Origin of the sequence: Fictibacillus sp. KU28468 (assembly GCF_026153615.1) — a bacterium.
Lineage (GTDB): Bacteria > Bacillota > Bacilli > Bacillales > Fictibacillaceae > Fictibacillus_C > Fictibacillus_C marinisediminis.
This window is the reverse complement of the sequence record NZ_CP110666.1, coordinates 1,382,958-1,398,883: the sequence shown is the minus strand read 5'-3', so window position 1 is coordinate 1,398,883 and position 15,926 is coordinate 1,382,958. Positions and strand designations below refer to the sequence as shown.

The 15,926-nt window shown below is 43.1% G+C and carries 17 protein-coding genes; 4 read left to right on the top strand and 13 right to left on the bottom strand.

From position 1 onward, the window contains the following. Positions 1–188: 188 nt before the first annotated feature. Genes OKX00_RS07225 through thpR form a run of 5 tightly spaced genes read right to left on the bottom strand, consistent with a single transcriptional unit; the run spans position 189 to position 3,581 of the window. Entirely contained in the window at positions 189–1,124 is a 936-nt protein-coding gene (locus OKX00_RS07225) for a diacylglycerol/lipid kinase family protein (protein WP_265409951.1), read from the bottom strand. A gap of 54 nt (positions 1,125–1,178) precedes the next feature. Next, positions 1,179–1,925, bottom strand: coding sequence for a hypothetical protein (locus OKX00_RS07220; protein WP_265409950.1), 747 nt, complete (start codon positions 1,923–1,925; stop codon positions 1,179–1,181). Positions 1,926–1,961: 36 nt separating this feature from the next. Further along, positions 1,962–2,645 (bottom strand): LrgB family protein, encoded by a 684-nt coding sequence (locus tag OKX00_RS07215; protein ID WP_265409949.1) that lies wholly within the window; start codon positions 2,643–2,645, stop codon positions 1,962–1,964. Next, on the bottom strand, positions 2,632–3,009 hold the full coding sequence (locus OKX00_RS07210; RefSeq protein ID WP_265409948.1) for a CidA/LrgA family protein: 378 nt from the start codon (positions 3,007–3,009) through the stop codon (positions 2,632–2,634). The genes OKX00_RS07215 and OKX00_RS07210 overlap by 14 nt, the downstream gene beginning before the upstream one ends. Next, positions 3,006–3,581, bottom strand: coding sequence for an RNA 2',3'-cyclic phosphodiesterase (gene thpR, locus OKX00_RS07205; RefSeq protein WP_265409947.1), 576 nt, complete (start codon positions 3,579–3,581; stop codon positions 3,006–3,008). The genes OKX00_RS07210 and thpR overlap by 4 nt, the downstream gene beginning before the upstream one ends. 150 nt (positions 3,582–3,731) lie before the next feature. On the opposite strand from thpR, the gene cysK reads away from it, so the two are divergent. Then, positions 3,732–4,667 (top strand): cysteine synthase A, encoded by a 936-nt coding sequence (gene cysK / locus OKX00_RS07200; protein ID WP_053357510.1) that lies wholly within the window; start codon positions 3,732–3,734, stop codon positions 4,665–4,667. Between the two features lie 50 nt (positions 4,668–4,717). Here cysK and OKX00_RS07195 read toward each other — a convergent pair whose 3' ends face one another. Both OKX00_RS07195 and pepV read right to left on the bottom strand, forming a co-directional pair. Beyond that, positions 4,718–5,896: an MFS transporter gene (locus tag OKX00_RS07195; protein ID WP_265409946.1), complete on the bottom strand. Its 1,179-nt coding sequence runs from the start codon at positions 5,894–5,896 to the stop codon at positions 4,718–4,720. 53 nt (positions 5,897–5,949) lie between these two features. Then, complete coding sequence (gene pepV / locus OKX00_RS07190) at positions 5,950–7,350, bottom strand: dipeptidase PepV (RefSeq protein WP_265409945.1); 1,401 nt, start codon at positions 7,348–7,350, stop codon at positions 5,950–5,952. Between the two features lie 466 nt (positions 7,351–7,816). Here pepV and OKX00_RS07185 point away from each other — a divergent pair, with 466 nt between their 5' ends. Continuing rightward, positions 7,817–8,035 (top strand): DeoR family transcriptional regulator, encoded by a 219-nt coding sequence (locus tag OKX00_RS07185; RefSeq protein ID WP_265409944.1) that lies wholly within the window; start codon positions 7,817–7,819, stop codon positions 8,033–8,035. A gap of 129 nt (positions 8,036–8,164) precedes the next feature. Here the strand turns inward: OKX00_RS07185 and OKX00_RS07180 are convergent, their stop codons facing one another. Beyond that, positions 8,165–8,812: a PRC-barrel domain containing protein gene (locus OKX00_RS07180; RefSeq protein WP_265409943.1), complete on the bottom strand. Its 648-nt coding sequence runs from the start codon at positions 8,810–8,812 to the stop codon at positions 8,165–8,167. A 42-nt stretch (positions 8,813–8,854) separates the two neighbouring features. After that, positions 8,855–9,574 carry a pseudouridine synthase gene (locus tag OKX00_RS07175; RefSeq protein ID WP_265409942.1) on the bottom strand — a complete coding sequence of 240 codons (720 nt, stop codon included), beginning with the start codon at positions 9,572–9,574 and terminating at the stop codon, positions 8,855–8,857. Between the two features lie 112 nt (positions 9,575–9,686). Between OKX00_RS07175 and OKX00_RS07170 the strand changes: the two genes are divergently transcribed. Then, positions 9,687–10,112 (top strand): DUF6884 domain-containing protein, encoded by a 426-nt coding sequence (locus tag OKX00_RS07170; RefSeq protein WP_265409941.1) that lies wholly within the window; start codon positions 9,687–9,689, stop codon positions 10,110–10,112. 34 nt (positions 10,113–10,146) lie between these two features. On the opposite strand, the gene OKX00_RS07165 is transcribed toward OKX00_RS07170, so the two are convergent. After that, positions 10,147–11,775: a putative polysaccharide biosynthesis protein gene (locus OKX00_RS07165; protein WP_265409940.1), complete on the bottom strand. Its 1,629-nt coding sequence runs from the start codon at positions 11,773–11,775 to the stop codon at positions 10,147–10,149. A 163-nt stretch (positions 11,776–11,938) separates the two neighbouring features. Between OKX00_RS07165 and OKX00_RS07160 the strand changes: the two genes are divergently transcribed. Then, complete coding sequence (locus OKX00_RS07160; RefSeq protein WP_265409939.1) at positions 11,939–13,195, top strand: BaiN/RdsA family NAD(P)/FAD-dependent oxidoreductase; 1,257 nt, start codon at positions 11,939–11,941, stop codon at positions 13,193–13,195. A 43-nt stretch (positions 13,196–13,238) separates the two neighbouring features. Here the strand turns inward: OKX00_RS07160 and OKX00_RS07155 are convergent, their stop codons facing one another. From OKX00_RS07155 to OKX00_RS07145, 3 genes are all read right to left on the bottom strand, one after another. Continuing rightward, a complete protein-coding gene (locus tag OKX00_RS07155) occupies positions 13,239–13,430 on the bottom strand; it encodes a sporulation protein Cse60 (protein WP_053357502.1) in 192 nt (63 codons plus the stop codon). Between the two features lie 122 nt (positions 13,431–13,552). Beyond that, on the bottom strand, positions 13,553–15,454 hold the full coding sequence (locus OKX00_RS07150; RefSeq protein ID WP_265409938.1) for a putative bifunctional diguanylate cyclase/phosphodiesterase: 1,902 nt from the start codon (positions 15,452–15,454) through the stop codon (positions 13,553–13,555). 149 nt (positions 15,455–15,603) lie between these two features. Further along, complete coding sequence (locus OKX00_RS07145; RefSeq protein ID WP_265409937.1) at positions 15,604–15,912, bottom strand: rhodanese-like domain-containing protein; 309 nt, start codon at positions 15,910–15,912, stop codon at positions 15,604–15,606. Between the last annotated feature and the right edge of the window lie 14 nt (positions 15,913–15,926).

Here is a 15,926-nt window from a genome sequence, read left to right as displayed (position 1 = left end):
CACCCCCTAAATAACAAATGCTTTCCGAGAATCATGCAGTATTCACCGTTCAATACAGTCTATGTATAACAGGCTCGTCGGGTTTTTTTGTCCAAAAAAATCCGACGAGCCTATCAGGCGATACACTCTTCTTATTTTATCCAAATGATAGAAAAACAGAATTCACTTTGCTCAACTTTCCCGCGAAATTATACTTTTATAGACAGTGCAGAGGGAATGACGGAACATTCAACAGGGGTTGTGCCGAGCAATTCTCCATCCGCCTGAACCGTTAACGGCTCTTTACTTGCTATGTAGATCCGTCTTCCTTCGAGAATGGTTACACCATCCAGCTCCTTATGGTTACCCGAGAATACTGTAACAAAGAGAAATAGCAGCTTTAATGGGTGCAGGCCGTGGACGATACACAGCTCAAGCAGGCCATCATCCGGTCTTGCAGAAGGGCATATTTTCATTCCGCCCCCGTAATAGGGCATATTGCCGGCAGCGATCAGCCAAACCGATGAAAACTGGTGCTCGCAGCCATCCACAGTAACGGCAGCATCGACCGGTGTATAGGAAAAAAGAAGACGGAACATGCTTACGGTATAGGCAAAGTTTCCTGCACCGAAGCGCTGGAACCATTTCTTGTACCATGATCGATTGGTCAGCTTGGTCACTTCCCCGTCAAACCCGATTCCGGCTGTACTCACGAATAATTCATTTCGTCTTTTATTCCCTGGAAAGCTGAGAACCCCTGCGTCAATGACTTTATTAGGGTTCCGTTTATTTAAAAGGCGTCTTTTTAAAATATAGGCCAGACTCTTTTTCTTATTGAACCCCAACCCCCGAATAATGTCATTGCCAGATCCGCCTGGGAGAAAGCCTACCGGTACTTCAGGCATATCCTTCAGTCCGTTGATTACTTCATGGATGGTCCCATCCCCGCCTACCGTAATGATAGCTTTGATCTGATCCCGATTAATGTAGGAGATCTTTTTGGCAATTTCAAGCGCATGACCCTCACTCTCCGTATAGTAGGAGCGGTAAGGAACATCCTCGGCTGAAAGAATCTTTTTTACGGCCTTCCAGGTTTTTTGAGCCTTTTTATTGTTTGCATGAATAATAAATAAATAGAGTTTCATTTGCAGTCCTTATCCTTTAAATATGAATAAGATAGAATTCGACATAGACCGTCATTACTCCTCTAATCTGCTGTTTCCTTCCCATTCCGGCTGCAGAAGGGAGTTGGTGACAGAAGCCTTTAGCAGGGCATCGATGAATTTTAATTGGTGGCTCTTCGGCGGGCTTGGATCACCAGCCACTTTGGTATACCAGGAACCAAAGGTACGCTTATCGACCACCTGGACATCACTCCATTTCGGCGGGATATCTACATAACCGTTCTGGCATAAAACTGCTTTTTTCAAATGCAGCCTGTCTTTGAAGGGCTCCAGATAAGGCTTAAGCACAAAATCCATTCTTTCCAGTGCGATAAAAGGATTGACTACCTTTTTACTCTTCTGGCCATCATCAGTACGCTTCCAAAAGTGTTTTGTGTCCTCATGATAAATGGCATCTTTCCCCTCCAGCAGCACGATACACCAGATCGCCCCCGGCCCAGCCAGAATGACTTCCAATTCTACCGGTGCCGCTTTATGCAGGATAGCTGGTTTGTAAAATAAAAAATAGCTATCCGGAATTTTAGTAGTTAAAAATTGCAGCTGTTCGTCGTTCAAATAGCATGGGTCCAATTTTGAGAATTCTTTAACCGTCGAGCTTGCCCACTTAAGCTGGGAGGTAAAAATCTTTCTTGAAATGGAAGTCCTTTGATTCTTCCCTTCTTCAGCCCGCCTTTTTTTCAGCGCAACAAATCGGCTCTGGTAGTGATAAAGATTTAATTCATACCGAGACACATAGTCTTCAAGTTTTACGAGCTGAGCCAAATGCCATCTCCCTCTCCTTTTTATATTAAGGTGATTCTATAAAAACCATGCCGCAAAAAGCGGCACGAGAACGGAAGCAATAATGCAGCTCAATCCCATTGCCACTGAGCTATATGCCGCTGTTTCTTCACCGAACTCCATCGCTTTGGATGTGCCGATTGCATGGGATGACGTTCCAATTCCTAATCCCCTGGCCAGGGGAGTCTTCAGCCTCAGCCAGTTGAACCACCTTGGCGCAAAAACGGCACCGGAAATTCCGGCAATTATCACAAAAACAGAAGCAAGCGCAGGTGAGCCATGGGTTAATCGGGCAATTTCCATCGCCACTGGTGTGGTTACAGATTTCGGAAGCATGGAGAGTATGATCCTTTTGTTCGTTCCGATCGCACTGGCAAAGAGAAAAACAGTAAGAACACCTACAAGGGTACCTGTAAATACGCCTACAATTATGGATACAAGGTGGCGTTTTAAACTTTCTCTGTATAAATACAGAGGATAAGCGAGAGCTACCACACCGGGTCCGAGCAGCTCTTCAATCCATTTTCCTCCTGCCATATACTTCTCATATGGAATATGAGTGAAAAGAAGTAGCAGGATCATGACAAACGTCGTTGTCAGAACAGGGATAAGAAAAGGCGAGTTCCATTTTTTATATACCTTTTTCATAGCGATAAAAAGGAGCACAGTTATGAGAATAAAAATAAGACTAGTCCAGAACATTGCTGACAGACTCCTTCTTTGACATGAGACGTTCACTCGACCAGCCCGTGGCAGCTACAACTAATAACGTAGATACCGCCGTTGCTGCAATGAGCAGCAGTCCTTTCACGGAAAAAAGGGTTGGATAGTTCATGATTCCTACAGTGACAGGGATAAAGAACAGCGGCAGATAGGCTAGCATAAATTGCGCACCCGCGCTCACCCAGGTGCTTTTAAATTTCCCTGTACAGAGGGCTATAAACAATAAAATCATTCCGACAACACTTCCCGGAATGAATAAATGCAAGCTTTCTGATATCCAAACACCTAGCATATGAAACAAATACAAAACACCAATCTGAAATACAATCACAAAGGCTTTCAATGTTCGTCCTCTCCTTTAAGATTAAACTCTTCGATGACATTATACTTAGGCACTTTATCCAGGTGAGTTTCGTAAAGCACAATGGAGCGAACTTCAAACGTCAGCCCGGCAACCGGATCGATCATGTTTTTATCAAAAACGCTATTTATGGAGGCTTCAGCGTCCCCCCACCTCTTAGCAATAGTAATATGGGGAGAATACGGCCTGGTTTCTACCGGAAAGCCCGCTTTCTGGCAAAGGCCGTGTACCGTTCTCTGCAAAGTAAAAAGGCCCGCCTCTTTTTCTACTCCGAGCCAGAATATACGGGGCTGGCCCAGCTTGCCGAAAAATCCTGCTCTTGATACCGTGAGAGAAAAAGATGGAAGATCATGAATATTCATATGAAACGATTCTTTTAGATTGATAAGCTGATTTTGACTGGTTTGTCCAAGAAAAGCCAGCGTCAGATGCAGATCCTCTTGATGAACCCATTGTTTAAAAGGAATCTTTTCTTTGAGCACTTCGGATATTTCACCAATCGTGCGTTTCACATGAGAAGGAATTGGAACGGCAGCAAAAATATGTCTATTCATACATTCTTTCATCTCCATTAAAAAGGAATTATTCCTATTTTACCAAAAAGCATCACTGTACAACCATCCAAAAGCTTTCATGTTTTATTTTAAAAGTTGGATTTGTTATACTTTTTGTAATTAGTTAAAGACAGGGATGTGCAAATCATCATGAAAGTTGTTCAAAACATAGCCGAATTAATTGGAGATACTCCTCTTGTCCGATTGAATCATATACCTGACCCAGACGGGGCCTCCATCTACGTGAAACTCGAATATTATAATCCAAGCCGGAGCCTAAAGGACAGGGCTGCCTATAACATGGTCATTGAAGCGGAAAAATCAGGTCAATTAAAACCTGGGGATACGATTATTGAACCGACATCCGGAAACACGGGAATCGGTCTGGCGATGAACGCGGCAGCCCGAGGGTACAAGTCAGTGATCGTTATGCCAGATACAATGACGGCCGAGAGAATCAATCTTCTCAAAGCTTATGGTGCAGAAGTCGTGCTCACACCAGGAGACGAAAAGATGCCTGGGGCCATCAATAAGGCAAGAGAACTGCTGGCCGAAAACCCTGAAAACAGTTTTATGCCAATGCAGTTCGAAAACGCTGCGAATCCAGATGCCCACCGCACAACCACTGCCGTTGAAATCATTGAAGCGATGCAAGAGCTGAAAAAGCCCTTGAGCGCCTTCGTTGCTCCTGCCGGCACGGGAGGTACCATTACCGGGACTGGCGAAACACTAAAAGCGGCTTTCCCCGACATGACAGTGCATGTGGTAGAGCCGGCGGGTTCTCCTGTTTTATCAGGAGGCAAACCTGGCAAACATAAGCTGGTAGGAACCAGCCCTGGTTTTATACCGTCAATCTTAAATCAGAACGTCTATGACGAAATTATAAAAGTAGAGGATGAACCGGCTTATACGACTGTCAGAAGACTCGCTGCAGAAGAAGGCATCCTCGTTGGCCCATCATCCGGGGCAGCAGTCTATGGTGCCGTTCAAACCGCCAAAAAGCTTTCCAAGGATGACGTTGTTGTCTGTATCACCTGTGATTCTGGAGAGCGTTATCTATCCACTGATCTGTTCCAATTCGAATAAAAAGAAAAAAGACGGCTCAAGGTCCACATGTGGGATCATGAGCCGTCTTTTTATACTCCAGAACTCATTCCAAGCTTATCTCTGGACTGCAGCCGCATTAATATTCCAATCATAAAGAGGCCTGCAAAAGAAAGAATACCGAAGAAAAGATAGGTGTTAAAGATTGAATACTTATCAAAGATCATGCCTCCCATAAACGTACAGAACCATGAACCGAGTCCATTACCTACGGCAGTATATAAGGAAACCGCTGTAGCCCGCACATCAGAGGGAGTATTCTCCCGGATGTATTCCATCGCCGCCGGAATAAACAAACCAACGGAAAAGCCCTGGACAACAGTCGTTAAGAGCACAACAGTGATTGACGGCTGAAAGAAATAAAAGGTCCATCTTAAACCAGAAACCGCTGCCGCAAACATCATGATTTGGATAACACCATACTTTCTCAGTGCGATGCCCGACAGTTTCATGAATGGAGCTTCACTGCCGGCCGCAAGCAGGAATGCTATACCTACTCCAGTCAGGGTTCCGCCAATTCCCTGGATATAAAAGCTGAAATAAAAATTGTTCGCAAAGATAGGACCAAAAATAAGAAAGGTGGTTATTAAAAATACCATATACCTCGGCATTCTAATCAACGCAGAAATGCCGGAACGCAAATCCACTTTCAGCAGCTCACCTTCTCTGGGCATGCTTCTAATCAGCAGCAAACAAAGAAGCAAGCTTAGAGCGAACGAATAAAAGATGATGGAAATGCCCGACATCTCCGATAACTTCCCCATAATGAATACAGCTACTGCAAAACCAATCGCCCCAAACAGCCGGTAATTCCCGTACTCCTGCTTTGTCTGGTTTACGTAATTCAAAAGAATACTGTCTGATATCGGTACGATCGCACTTTGAAATAACGCCAGCAGGATCAGTATGATGAACAGCCAATCGTACGTGCCAATAAACAGCACGGCATAGCCGATTAATCCCGTAAGAAGAAGCGATACAGCGAGTACATGCTTCGGCTTTTTCGTATAATCTGTAATAATTCCCCACATCGGCTGCGCAAAAATCATCACTATAGGGCTCAATGACATTAACGTACCGATCTCAGTTCCCGAAAGCCCGGCCTCTTCCTTAAAGTAAACACCGAGCAAAGGAAACAAGCTTCCAAAGGCAAAGAAAGTAAATAAATAAAAACCTTTCAGGCTTAAAGAAGTTCTTTTCTGACTAACCACTTTTGTCCCTTCTCCCCAATCCCTTTTCTCTCAATCAAACGTATGGACACAGATTATCTGGCCAATTCATAAATAGCCTGTGCATAAATGGCTGCAGCACTGAATAAATCGTCCAGGAACATGTATTCATCTTTTTGGTGAGCAACATCTTCCCTCCCAGGAAATAATGCCCCAAACGCCACACCCGCTTCTAATGATCGTGCGTATGTCCCGCCTCCGATAGCGATAGGATTACCAGGCTGGCCCGTTTGTTCTTCATACACCTTTTTTAATGTCTGAACCAACTCATGATTTTCATCTACAAAATGAGGCTTCGTATGCTTTGTCACCTCTAGGGAAAAACCTTTTACATCCACCAGTTTTTGAAGTGTATTCAATACCGTTTCTCCTGAATGCTTGACAGGATACCTGATATTCAAACCGATGGTCCCTCCGGCTTCCCGGCTGTAATCAAACACCCCTGGATTTAACGTTAAAATTCCGCTAACATCATCCTCTGCCTTAATTCCAAGCTCTTCACCTGAAATGCTCCCAAGATGATCCTTAACAAAACCAATGTAGGCTTTTCCCTGTTCATCAAGATCTGATCCAGATAAAAATGAAGCAAGCAAGACTCCCGCATTCACACCGAATTCAGGCGTACTTCCGTGCGCAGACTTCCCGATTAGAGTTAGAGTTAGGCCAACATCATTTTTGGAGGAGGAACCGGTTAAATTGCGGCTTTTTAAAAATTGTTGAAAGCTTTCTTCAAGCTCTTCACTGCCTGATATCACAGCTTCCGCCTGATCTGGCACCATATTGAGCCTGCGTCCAGAAGAAAAGGATTCAAGCACATTAGGATGCTGGCGATTATCGGCGGCAGCTCCCTGCTTTAAATCAATGTTAAGCATCCCTTTCTCGGCATGGATAATTGGAAAATCGGCATCCGGCGCAAACCCGGATGAAGGCATTTCTTCATGCTTAAAGTAATGATCCACACAGCGCCATAGGCTTTCCTCATCCGTTCCAAGAATCAGCCTGACTCGCTTGGATAAAGGCAGGCCAAGTTCCTTTATCATCTTCATCCCGTAAAAAGCAGCCATCGTTGGACCTTTATCATCAATGGCACCCCTGGCGAAGATCTTACCATCCTTAATCTCTCCTCCGAACGGATCCACCGTCCATCCATCACCGTCGGGAACAACATCAAGATGGCCGAGAATTCCGATTAATTCTTGCCCTTCTCCTATTTCAATATGTCCGGCAAAGCCGTCAACATTTTTAGTCTGCATACCCTGTGCATTGCCCAGTTCAAGCATGTAATCCAAGGCCATTTCAATCCCAGGCCCAAATGGAGCTTTTTCAGTGGCTTTATCTTCCTCCAGCACACTCCTGATCTGCAGCAGGCCTTGTGTATCCTTAAGCAGATTTTCCTTCCTTTTTTCGATTTCTTCTTTCCAATTTACATTTTTCATACTGCTCACCTTTCTCCATTCAATTCTTATGTATCATCTCATGTTTCAGTACTACTAGGTACTGTTCAAACGAAAAACCACTCTTTATTTTAGCTTATATTACCAAAAAGGTAAAAAAACACAGAATAATGACGATATAAAGACTGCTCATTTGCTTTTTTTTCTGAAATAAAGTATAATATCGCGTAAATAGGAGGTGTGGTTGTTAAAACGTAAACGATGAATGCTTTGTTTTGTTTATTAAACAAGCGGTCATTACATGCTGCGAAGCCGCAAATCACCTGAGAAATAGAGAGAGAAATCATGATATGAAATCATGGCTAAGCAGCGAAGAACCGGATTGTGGAGTCTTCGCTTTTTATTTTAATCTCATATTTAATGAAAATTTAAACATTTTATCATAATAAATTAATGATCTTTTACTATAATTTATTATGAACGACAATACTGTATAGGGAGTGGTTTTTTGAGTCCTTCAACTAACCGTATGTTGAACCGTGTAAAATCCATGTATCTTTTTATAAAAAGGAAAGGGACTTGTACAACACGAGAATTGGTTGAAGAATTTGGGACTACGCAGCGCACTATCCAGAGGGATCTAAATGTATTGGCTTATAACAACCTGGTCACCAGCCCGAGCAGAGGCTTGTGGCAAACAACTTCTAAAAAAGTAAAAGTATCTTAACTAGGAAAAGCAAAAAGCGCCCCGTTTAAGTCCTCGAGGGCGCTGCAGCTAGACATCACATCTTGTGAAGTGCTTTTCTAATGAGATAACCCCCATCCACCTGGAAAGGGGGTTTTTGTTTGCTATTCTTTAAAAAAGCGGCTTAATGTCATCCTTATCATTCACCAAGTGGTCTTTGAGCTCCGGCTCAACGACCCACTTCTCTTCCACCCAGTTTGGTTCGCCTGCGATCGGCATGTATTTGTTGCCTTCACCTAAAAGTTTTGACCAAAACCCCTCAGCGATCTCAAGGGCAACTGCTTTTTTTGAAATGGTATCCAGGATGACATCTTTAATCTTGCCGATTTTTTCTCCGTCAATGGTTTCAACCGTCCACCCATCAAATATGGAGGAGGCCATGCACTCTTCAGGCTCGTCGATTTGACGTTCGTTACCTTGGTAGACAATGTCGTCATCAAATGAAATGATATCGTGCCATGGAATATAATACGTTTCTTTATAATAAGACCTTGCAGCGACCGGATAGCCTGTACCGCTCAGCGGCGTGCTTTGTGAACCGATGCCGCTCGTTGCTGCTTGCATGTTCAGCACATTTTTATCAATAGGATCAAAAGATTCTTCATTTCCGGGATCGGCAGGAACTGTTTCCTCAAACGACAGGTAACAGAGCGAAAAATCATATTTATTCAGAAGAATGCCATTTAAGTCAATGTTATCTTCATTTGTTTCTGCGTGCTTTACTTTTTTTCCGAGTAAATCGTTAGCTTTTAATAGCATAAAACATTCCTCCTTTTTTTAGCTTTTACCCGAAATTACCTTTTAAAAAACCTCTTTCCCCGATAAACGTTCCAGTTCTTCTCCTGTCAGTTCTCTGTATTCTCCGAGCTTCAGCTTCTCATCGAGCTTTAGTCCTCCCATTTGAATGCGCTTTAAATAGGTGACTTTTTTCCCGACCGCTTCAAACATTCTTTTCACCTGATGAAATTTCCCTTCTGTAATGATAAGCTCAATTTCTGACACCTCTCCTGAATGGAGAATGGAAAGAGCTCCAGGGTTGGTCTTGTATCCATCCTCAAGAGTAACTCCATCATTGAACGCATCCACATCTTCCTGTGTTACAACTCCTTTAATTTTCGCATAATAGGTTTTAGGTACATGCTTTTTAGGGGATAAAAGCGAATGGGACAATTGTCCGTCATTCGTTAGTATGAGGAGACCTTCTGTATCTTTATCCAGGCGGCCGACAGGAAAAGGTGAAAGAATCTGATCCTGCTCTTCCAGAAGATCGATGACCGTCTCCTGTACATGATCCTCCGTTGCCGATATTACCCCAGGCGGTTTATTCATCATGAGGTAAATGGTATCTTTAAAGACCACTTCTTCTCCGTGTACAGTTACCTTCTGCATTTCAGGATTCACTTTTGTCTTGCTGTCTTTCACAGGTACTCCGTCCACGAAGACAGCACCTTTCTTCAGAAGCTGTTTCACTTCTTTTCTGGTTCCGAATCCCATAGTGGCTAATAATTTATCAATTCGCATTTTTTTATTGACCTCATTTCTTTTTATAAGTATATTTTCCTATAAATTTACAAAATTTTGCTTTATAATTAGTAAACGCGGGTATTTTAGTACTATAGGAGGAGATTGTTAGATGAAACGGAAAATCGGCCTGCTGGCGACTGCCAGAAAGAAACTGAACCATCCCGCAGCAGCTATAGATTTATACATAAGTCCTTTGTTCTTAAAATCTGTTCATTTTGCAAAGCAGAATTATGACGCATTTTATTTTTACAGCGCAAAAGAAGGGTTTCTTACTCAGGATCAGTGGATCGAGCCCTATAATGTTTCGATTAAGAATTTTTCCCCCAAGGAAAAGCACGATTGGGCGCGGAAAGTCGTAGAAGAGCTGCTAAATCATGAAAAACCGGAAGATTGCACCGTTTATTTGCATGGAGGCTGGGTTTACAGAGAACATCTTCAGCCAGAGCTGGCTAAGGCCGGTTTCCAGTTTGAAGTGCCACTCGAAGGCTATAGTATCGGCAATCAGCTGAAATGGTACGATGAACAAAAGGATTAATGCCAGAAAAGAAGGCCCATAAAGGACCTTCTTTTTACGTTGCTTTCTGTTTTTTTCTTTTCAGGAAACTGAACCGCTGTCCCAATACAATCTGTATCAAACCAGATTTGTAGGATAGGGCGAAATAAACGAGCCCTCCTAAGAGAATGCCAGCTGCCAGAACGGCAATGCCTCTGGTCTTCGTATAAACCCCATGAAATGAACTTTCAATCGGAGCTTTGATGACATAAACAGCGGCTGCCATAGCCAAACCGAAAGCAATGATCAGGATGGCGCGGCGGAATACCCACTTGAACGAGAATTCTCCATATTTCTTAATCACATACAGATTGATTAAAATGGAAACCGTGTACCCGATGTTGGTTGCAATTATTGAGCCGACGCCTTTCCATAAATAAATGAGAGGAATGTTTAGGGTCAGCTTAAACAAGATGCCGACTAAAAGACTGAACAGCGCGTATTTTTGCCGGTTTAAACCCTGCATGATCGCCGCGGTAACCGTAAACATCGCAAACCATATTCCCGATAGAGAATACCAGCGCAGAAGCTCGCCGCCCAGCTTGATGTCGTTGAGTGTAAAGAGGGTTCCATAGGCTGGATAAGCAAGGACCGATAAACCGACTGCTGCTGGCACTGTTAAAAACAAAGTGATCTGAAAAGATTGTGTGATCTGCTTGTTTAACGCGTCATAATCCCCTTCTGTATAAGACTTTGTGATGATGGGGATAAGGGTTAGAGCAAATGCCGTCGCAAGGGACACCGGAATCATAACAAGCTGATGTGATGTCTGTGTGACCATCGCAAATACATCTTCTGCCTTTGGCTGGCTGTAGCCCGTCCGCTGCAGTGTGTTAACAATCGTAAACTGATCAATAATTTTATAGAGCGGGATTGCAAGTCCAACTGCTACAAAAGGCACCGCATACGAAACAATCTCGCGATATATTGCTGGCAGGGAAACCCCCGAATCCACAGTGGACTGTTCGTACATTTTTTTCAAATAAGGACGCCGTCTGTTCCAGTACCAAAGGAGAACAAGCAGTCCTCCCACTGCCCCTACCGTCGCTGCAAAAGTCGCAAGGCCTACCGCAGTGGTCAAGGTGCCGTTCAGCACATGCATGACAACGTAGCTCGCAATAAGAATAAATAATATTCGTATAACCTGTTCAACCACTTGGGAAACTGCTGTTGGACCCATGGATTGAAATCCTTGAAAGTAACCTCTGATCAGGCTCATGGAAGGAACAAAGATCAGAGCAGTACTTACCATCCGAATAACAAAGGTAATATCATCTACAGTATTTCCGTTTCCGCCATGTTTTCCAAGGATGTTTGACGATAACACGGGAGCGATGAAATAAAGCACAAGGAATGCGGCAAAGCCGGTCAACGTCATGATGAACAATCCGGATTTCAGCAGCTTCCGGCCTGTGGCGTAATCGCCGAGAGCGTTATATTTTGATACGAACTTTGAAACGGCCAGCGGTACGCCCATCGTTGCGATACTTAGAAGAATCGTGTAAGGATTATAAGCGTATCCGTATAGTGCAAGACCTTTTGTTCCAACAAGAGCATTAAACGGAACAATATAAATCAATCCGATAAATTTTGAAAAGAATGTTGCTGCAGTTAAAATTAACGTTCCTCGCAATAACCGAGACATGAATCCATCTCCTACTATTTAGTGCTGCAAATAAGCATACTTTAATTTAATCTTCTTGAACAACATTAGTATTGTAACATAAGCACTCTGCCGAGACAGAGTTTTTCATTTCACAAAATTTATGGTATCTTTTTGGTTGTAATAAAAGGAAGCAGGTGCATACATGAAATATGATGTAGTGGTTATTGGAGGAGGTCCTTCCGGTTTGATGGCCTCGGTCGCTGCAGCATCAAAGGGCAGCCGCGTGCTGCTCATTGATAAAGGAGACAAGCTTGGCAGAAAGCTTGCTATTTCAGGAGGAGGCCGGTGCAATGTAACGAATCGGCTCCCGATTGATGAAATTATTAAACATATCCCCGGCAACGGGCGTTTTTTATACAGTGCGTTTTCAATCTTTAACAATGAAGACATCATCTCTTTTTTTGAAGGGCTTGGTATCGCTCTGAAAGAAGAAGACAACGGGAGGATGTTCCCTGTCAGCAACAAGGCCGGCGATGTTGTGGCTGCCCTTTTAAAGAAAATTGAATCACTGAACGTAAAAATCTGGACAAACACCCCAGTAGAAACCGTCAATTACACAGACGATCGTGTAAAAGAAGTTGTTCTAAAAAACGGTACCATCATTCCTGCGAAAGCTGTCATTATTGCGGTCGGAGGAAAATCGGTCCCTCATACCGGGTCAACAGGAGACGGCTATGCCTGGGCAAAAAAAGCAGGGCACACCATTACAGAACTGTATCCTACAGAAGTTCCGATCACCTCTTCCGAACCTTTTGTTAAATCCAAAACACTGCAGGGTATTTCTCTCCGCCAGGCAGAGCTTTCCGTTTGGAATCCGAAGGGAAAGCTGATCAAATCTCATAGAGGGGACATGATCTTCACACATTTCGGAATTTCCGGACCTGCTGCCCTGCGATCAAGCCAGTATGTTGTAAAAGCACTGAAAAAGTTTGAAACCAAATCGATAACGATGTCCATTGATTCTTTTCCGGATCAAAAAGAAGAAGAACTGTTTCAATCCGTAAATAGCCTCTTAAAAGAAGATCCGAAAAAAGCGATAAAAAATGTTCTGAAAGGCTTTCTGCCAGAACGATATTTGCTGTTCTTATTGGAGAAAGCGAACATATCGCTTGATGTGACGAGTGAACACCTTAACAAACAAAGCCTGCGCCAGTTCGTCTCAATGCTTAAACGGTTTTCATTTGAAGTGAACGGCACACTTTCCATCGAGAAAGCGTTCGTAACAGGCGGCGGTGTTTCCATCAAGGAAATTGAACCAAAGAGCATGGCCTCAAAGAAGAAAGAAGGACTTTATTTCTGCGGAGAAGTTTTAGATCTGCATGGCTATACCGGCGGCTATAACATAACGGTTGCCTTCGTTACCGGACATTTGGCAGGTACGAATGCTGCAACACATTAAGAAAAGGAAACTCCTCAGCTCATGCTGAGGGAGTTCCCTTTTTTTATTCAATATAAATAACCATTATCGAGTAGGAGTATATGGTAGGTTCCTCTTCCTCCCTTAAACTGTCACTGATCGAAACCTGATACTTGATATCTTTGATGTTCGATTCATGGAGGTTCTCCAAAAAGCCGTTAACTGCTTCTTCCAGATCAGCTTCATGTTCTTCATCAAACAACTTTATTTTCAGCATACTCCAGCACCTCCTGGGTATGTTTTCCCTATCACTTAAGTCGAATCCTTTGTAAAAACTCCACTAGTTTTGAAGAGTGAACCCCGTTTTGTCGACAAGGAAAAATGAAATTTATCTTATTTTCACCTTGGTGATAAATGTTTCTGGAAGAATTCTTCGCATTCTGTCGGAGATAACGGCTCGCTGAAAAAATACCCTTGCCCGATCAAACAGCCTTGAGAAAGCAAAAATTCCACCTGCATCCGATCTTCTATGCCTTCTGCGATCACATTAAACTGTAAGTTGATTCCCATATCAATAATCGTTTTGACAAGTGCTTGCCCCCGAAAGCTTTCGAGGCTATCATCCAAAAATGATTTATCGATTTTCAAAGTGTCGATCGGAAGTACCTTTAAGTAGCTTAATGAGGAATAACCGGTTCCAAAATCATCGATGGATATTTTTAAACCTAGATCTTTCAGTCTTTTGATATTAGGAATGGAAGAATCAAAGTCTTGCATCATCCCTTCTGTGATCTCCAGTTCAAGAAAAGAGGGGTCCAAGTCAAAAGAAGCAAGAATCTTTTTTATCCTGTCAGGAAACCCCGGATCCTCCAGCTGTTTCACCGATATATTCACAGCGATGCCCAGTTTTTCATGCCCTTCGTTCTGCCAAACTTTATTTTGCCGGCATGCTTCTTCTATCACCCAATCACCAATGGGAATGATCAGCCCTGTATCTTCAGCCACCGGGATAAAATCAGATGGCGGGATGTTGCCGAATTCCGGATGTTCCCAGCGGATTAACGCCTCTGTACCAATGATCCGCCCCGTCGGCAGGTAAATTAAGGGCTGGTAACAAAGGGTAAACTCTTGGCGATGAACGGCTTTGCGAAGGCCATTCTCCAGATGCATCTTCACCCTCATTGATTCGTTAAGAGCAGCATTGAAAAATTGATAATTATCCCTGCCTTTTTCTTTTGCATCGTACATGGCAGTGTCAGCATTTTTGATGAGTTCGTCCACATCAAGTCCATGTCCCGGGTAAAAGGAGATACCAAGGCTAAGCGTACTGAAAATCTCATGACCTCTGATCAGGATGGGCTTTTTAAACTGATTCAAAATACGCAAAGAAAGCTGTTTCACTTCCGCTTCGTCCGTATTTTCAATCAATAGAATAAATTCATCTCCGCCTCGGCGAAACACGTGGTCCGTAGGGCGGACAAGATTTTTTAGCTGAAAGGAAACCTGCTGAAGCAATAAGTCACCAAAGCGGTGGCCGAGCGTATCATTTATTATTTTGAAACGGTCTAAATCAACAAACATCACAGCGATCCTGCTTTTGCTGATATCTGCTTCAAACATTTTCTGTTCCAGCACTTCCTGAAACCTGTGCCTGTTCGGCAATCCAGTCAAATCATCATGATAAGCCATGTGGTCAATCGTGCTCTCTGCCTGTTTTCGATTGGTGATATCATAAAGGATTGAACTGAAGTCAACCAGTTCACCCGATTCGTCAAGAATTGGTATCCCACGGTCCTGAATCCATCGTATTTCTCCGTTTGGCCGCGTAATACGGTACTCGCTGGTCACCGTTTCTCCGTGCGCTATCTTCTTCGCTCTCTTTTCAATGATTGAATAATCTTCGGGATGAATGACTTTCTTCCAAAGTTCAACATCTTGAATGAACGTATCCAAGCTGTATCCATAAAGTTTTTCAATTCCCGGGGTGATCATCAGTTTGTTTTGTTTAAGATTATGTGACCAGATGGCAACATCAATCGTATCAAAAATATCCTGAAGCCTTTCCCGGCTTTTTCTAAGCTCATCCATCGTGGACTTGTGCTCTTCAATTTCTTTTTCAAGAAAAGCGCTGTTCTGCTTATGTTTTTTAGAAACCCGGAAATACATAAATATGAGCATAAGAGCACACACTGCATCAAATAAAAGGTCAGCCAGATCGTTTTGCAAATAGCCAGTTTGTTCAATAAACATGCGGGCTGCGAATAGAAGTATGAAAAAATAGAGTAGGTCTTGTTTATGCATTCTATCCCCCAGAGTCGTTATATTCTTATATCGGCTCATTCGTTAAGTTTATTGAAGAAAAAATAGAGGTAATTTATGTAAAAAAATGAAACCGCATGAAAAGAACCGGCTGCTCAATAGCAGCCGGTTCTTTTATGTCTTAACTATAGTTATTCTGAATCCTTGCCATAGGCCATCATGCCGCCGACCATGTTCTTCACTTTATAACCGTTTTCCCGTAAAAAGTGAGCTACATTCTCGCTTCTTTTTCCTGAGCGGCAGATGAGGATATGCTCCTCGTCTTTGTTGATCTCGTCTAAACGATTGGGAACTTCCATCATTTTGATGTGCTTCGCCTCGGCAATTTTTCCTTGAGCGACTTCTTCATCCTCACGAACATCGATGAGAGAAATTGTTTCACCCTTTTTTAGCTTGCTTTTCACTTCTTCGGGAGTGATCGTATTGATTTGATCTTCCATTCCATTCACCTCTG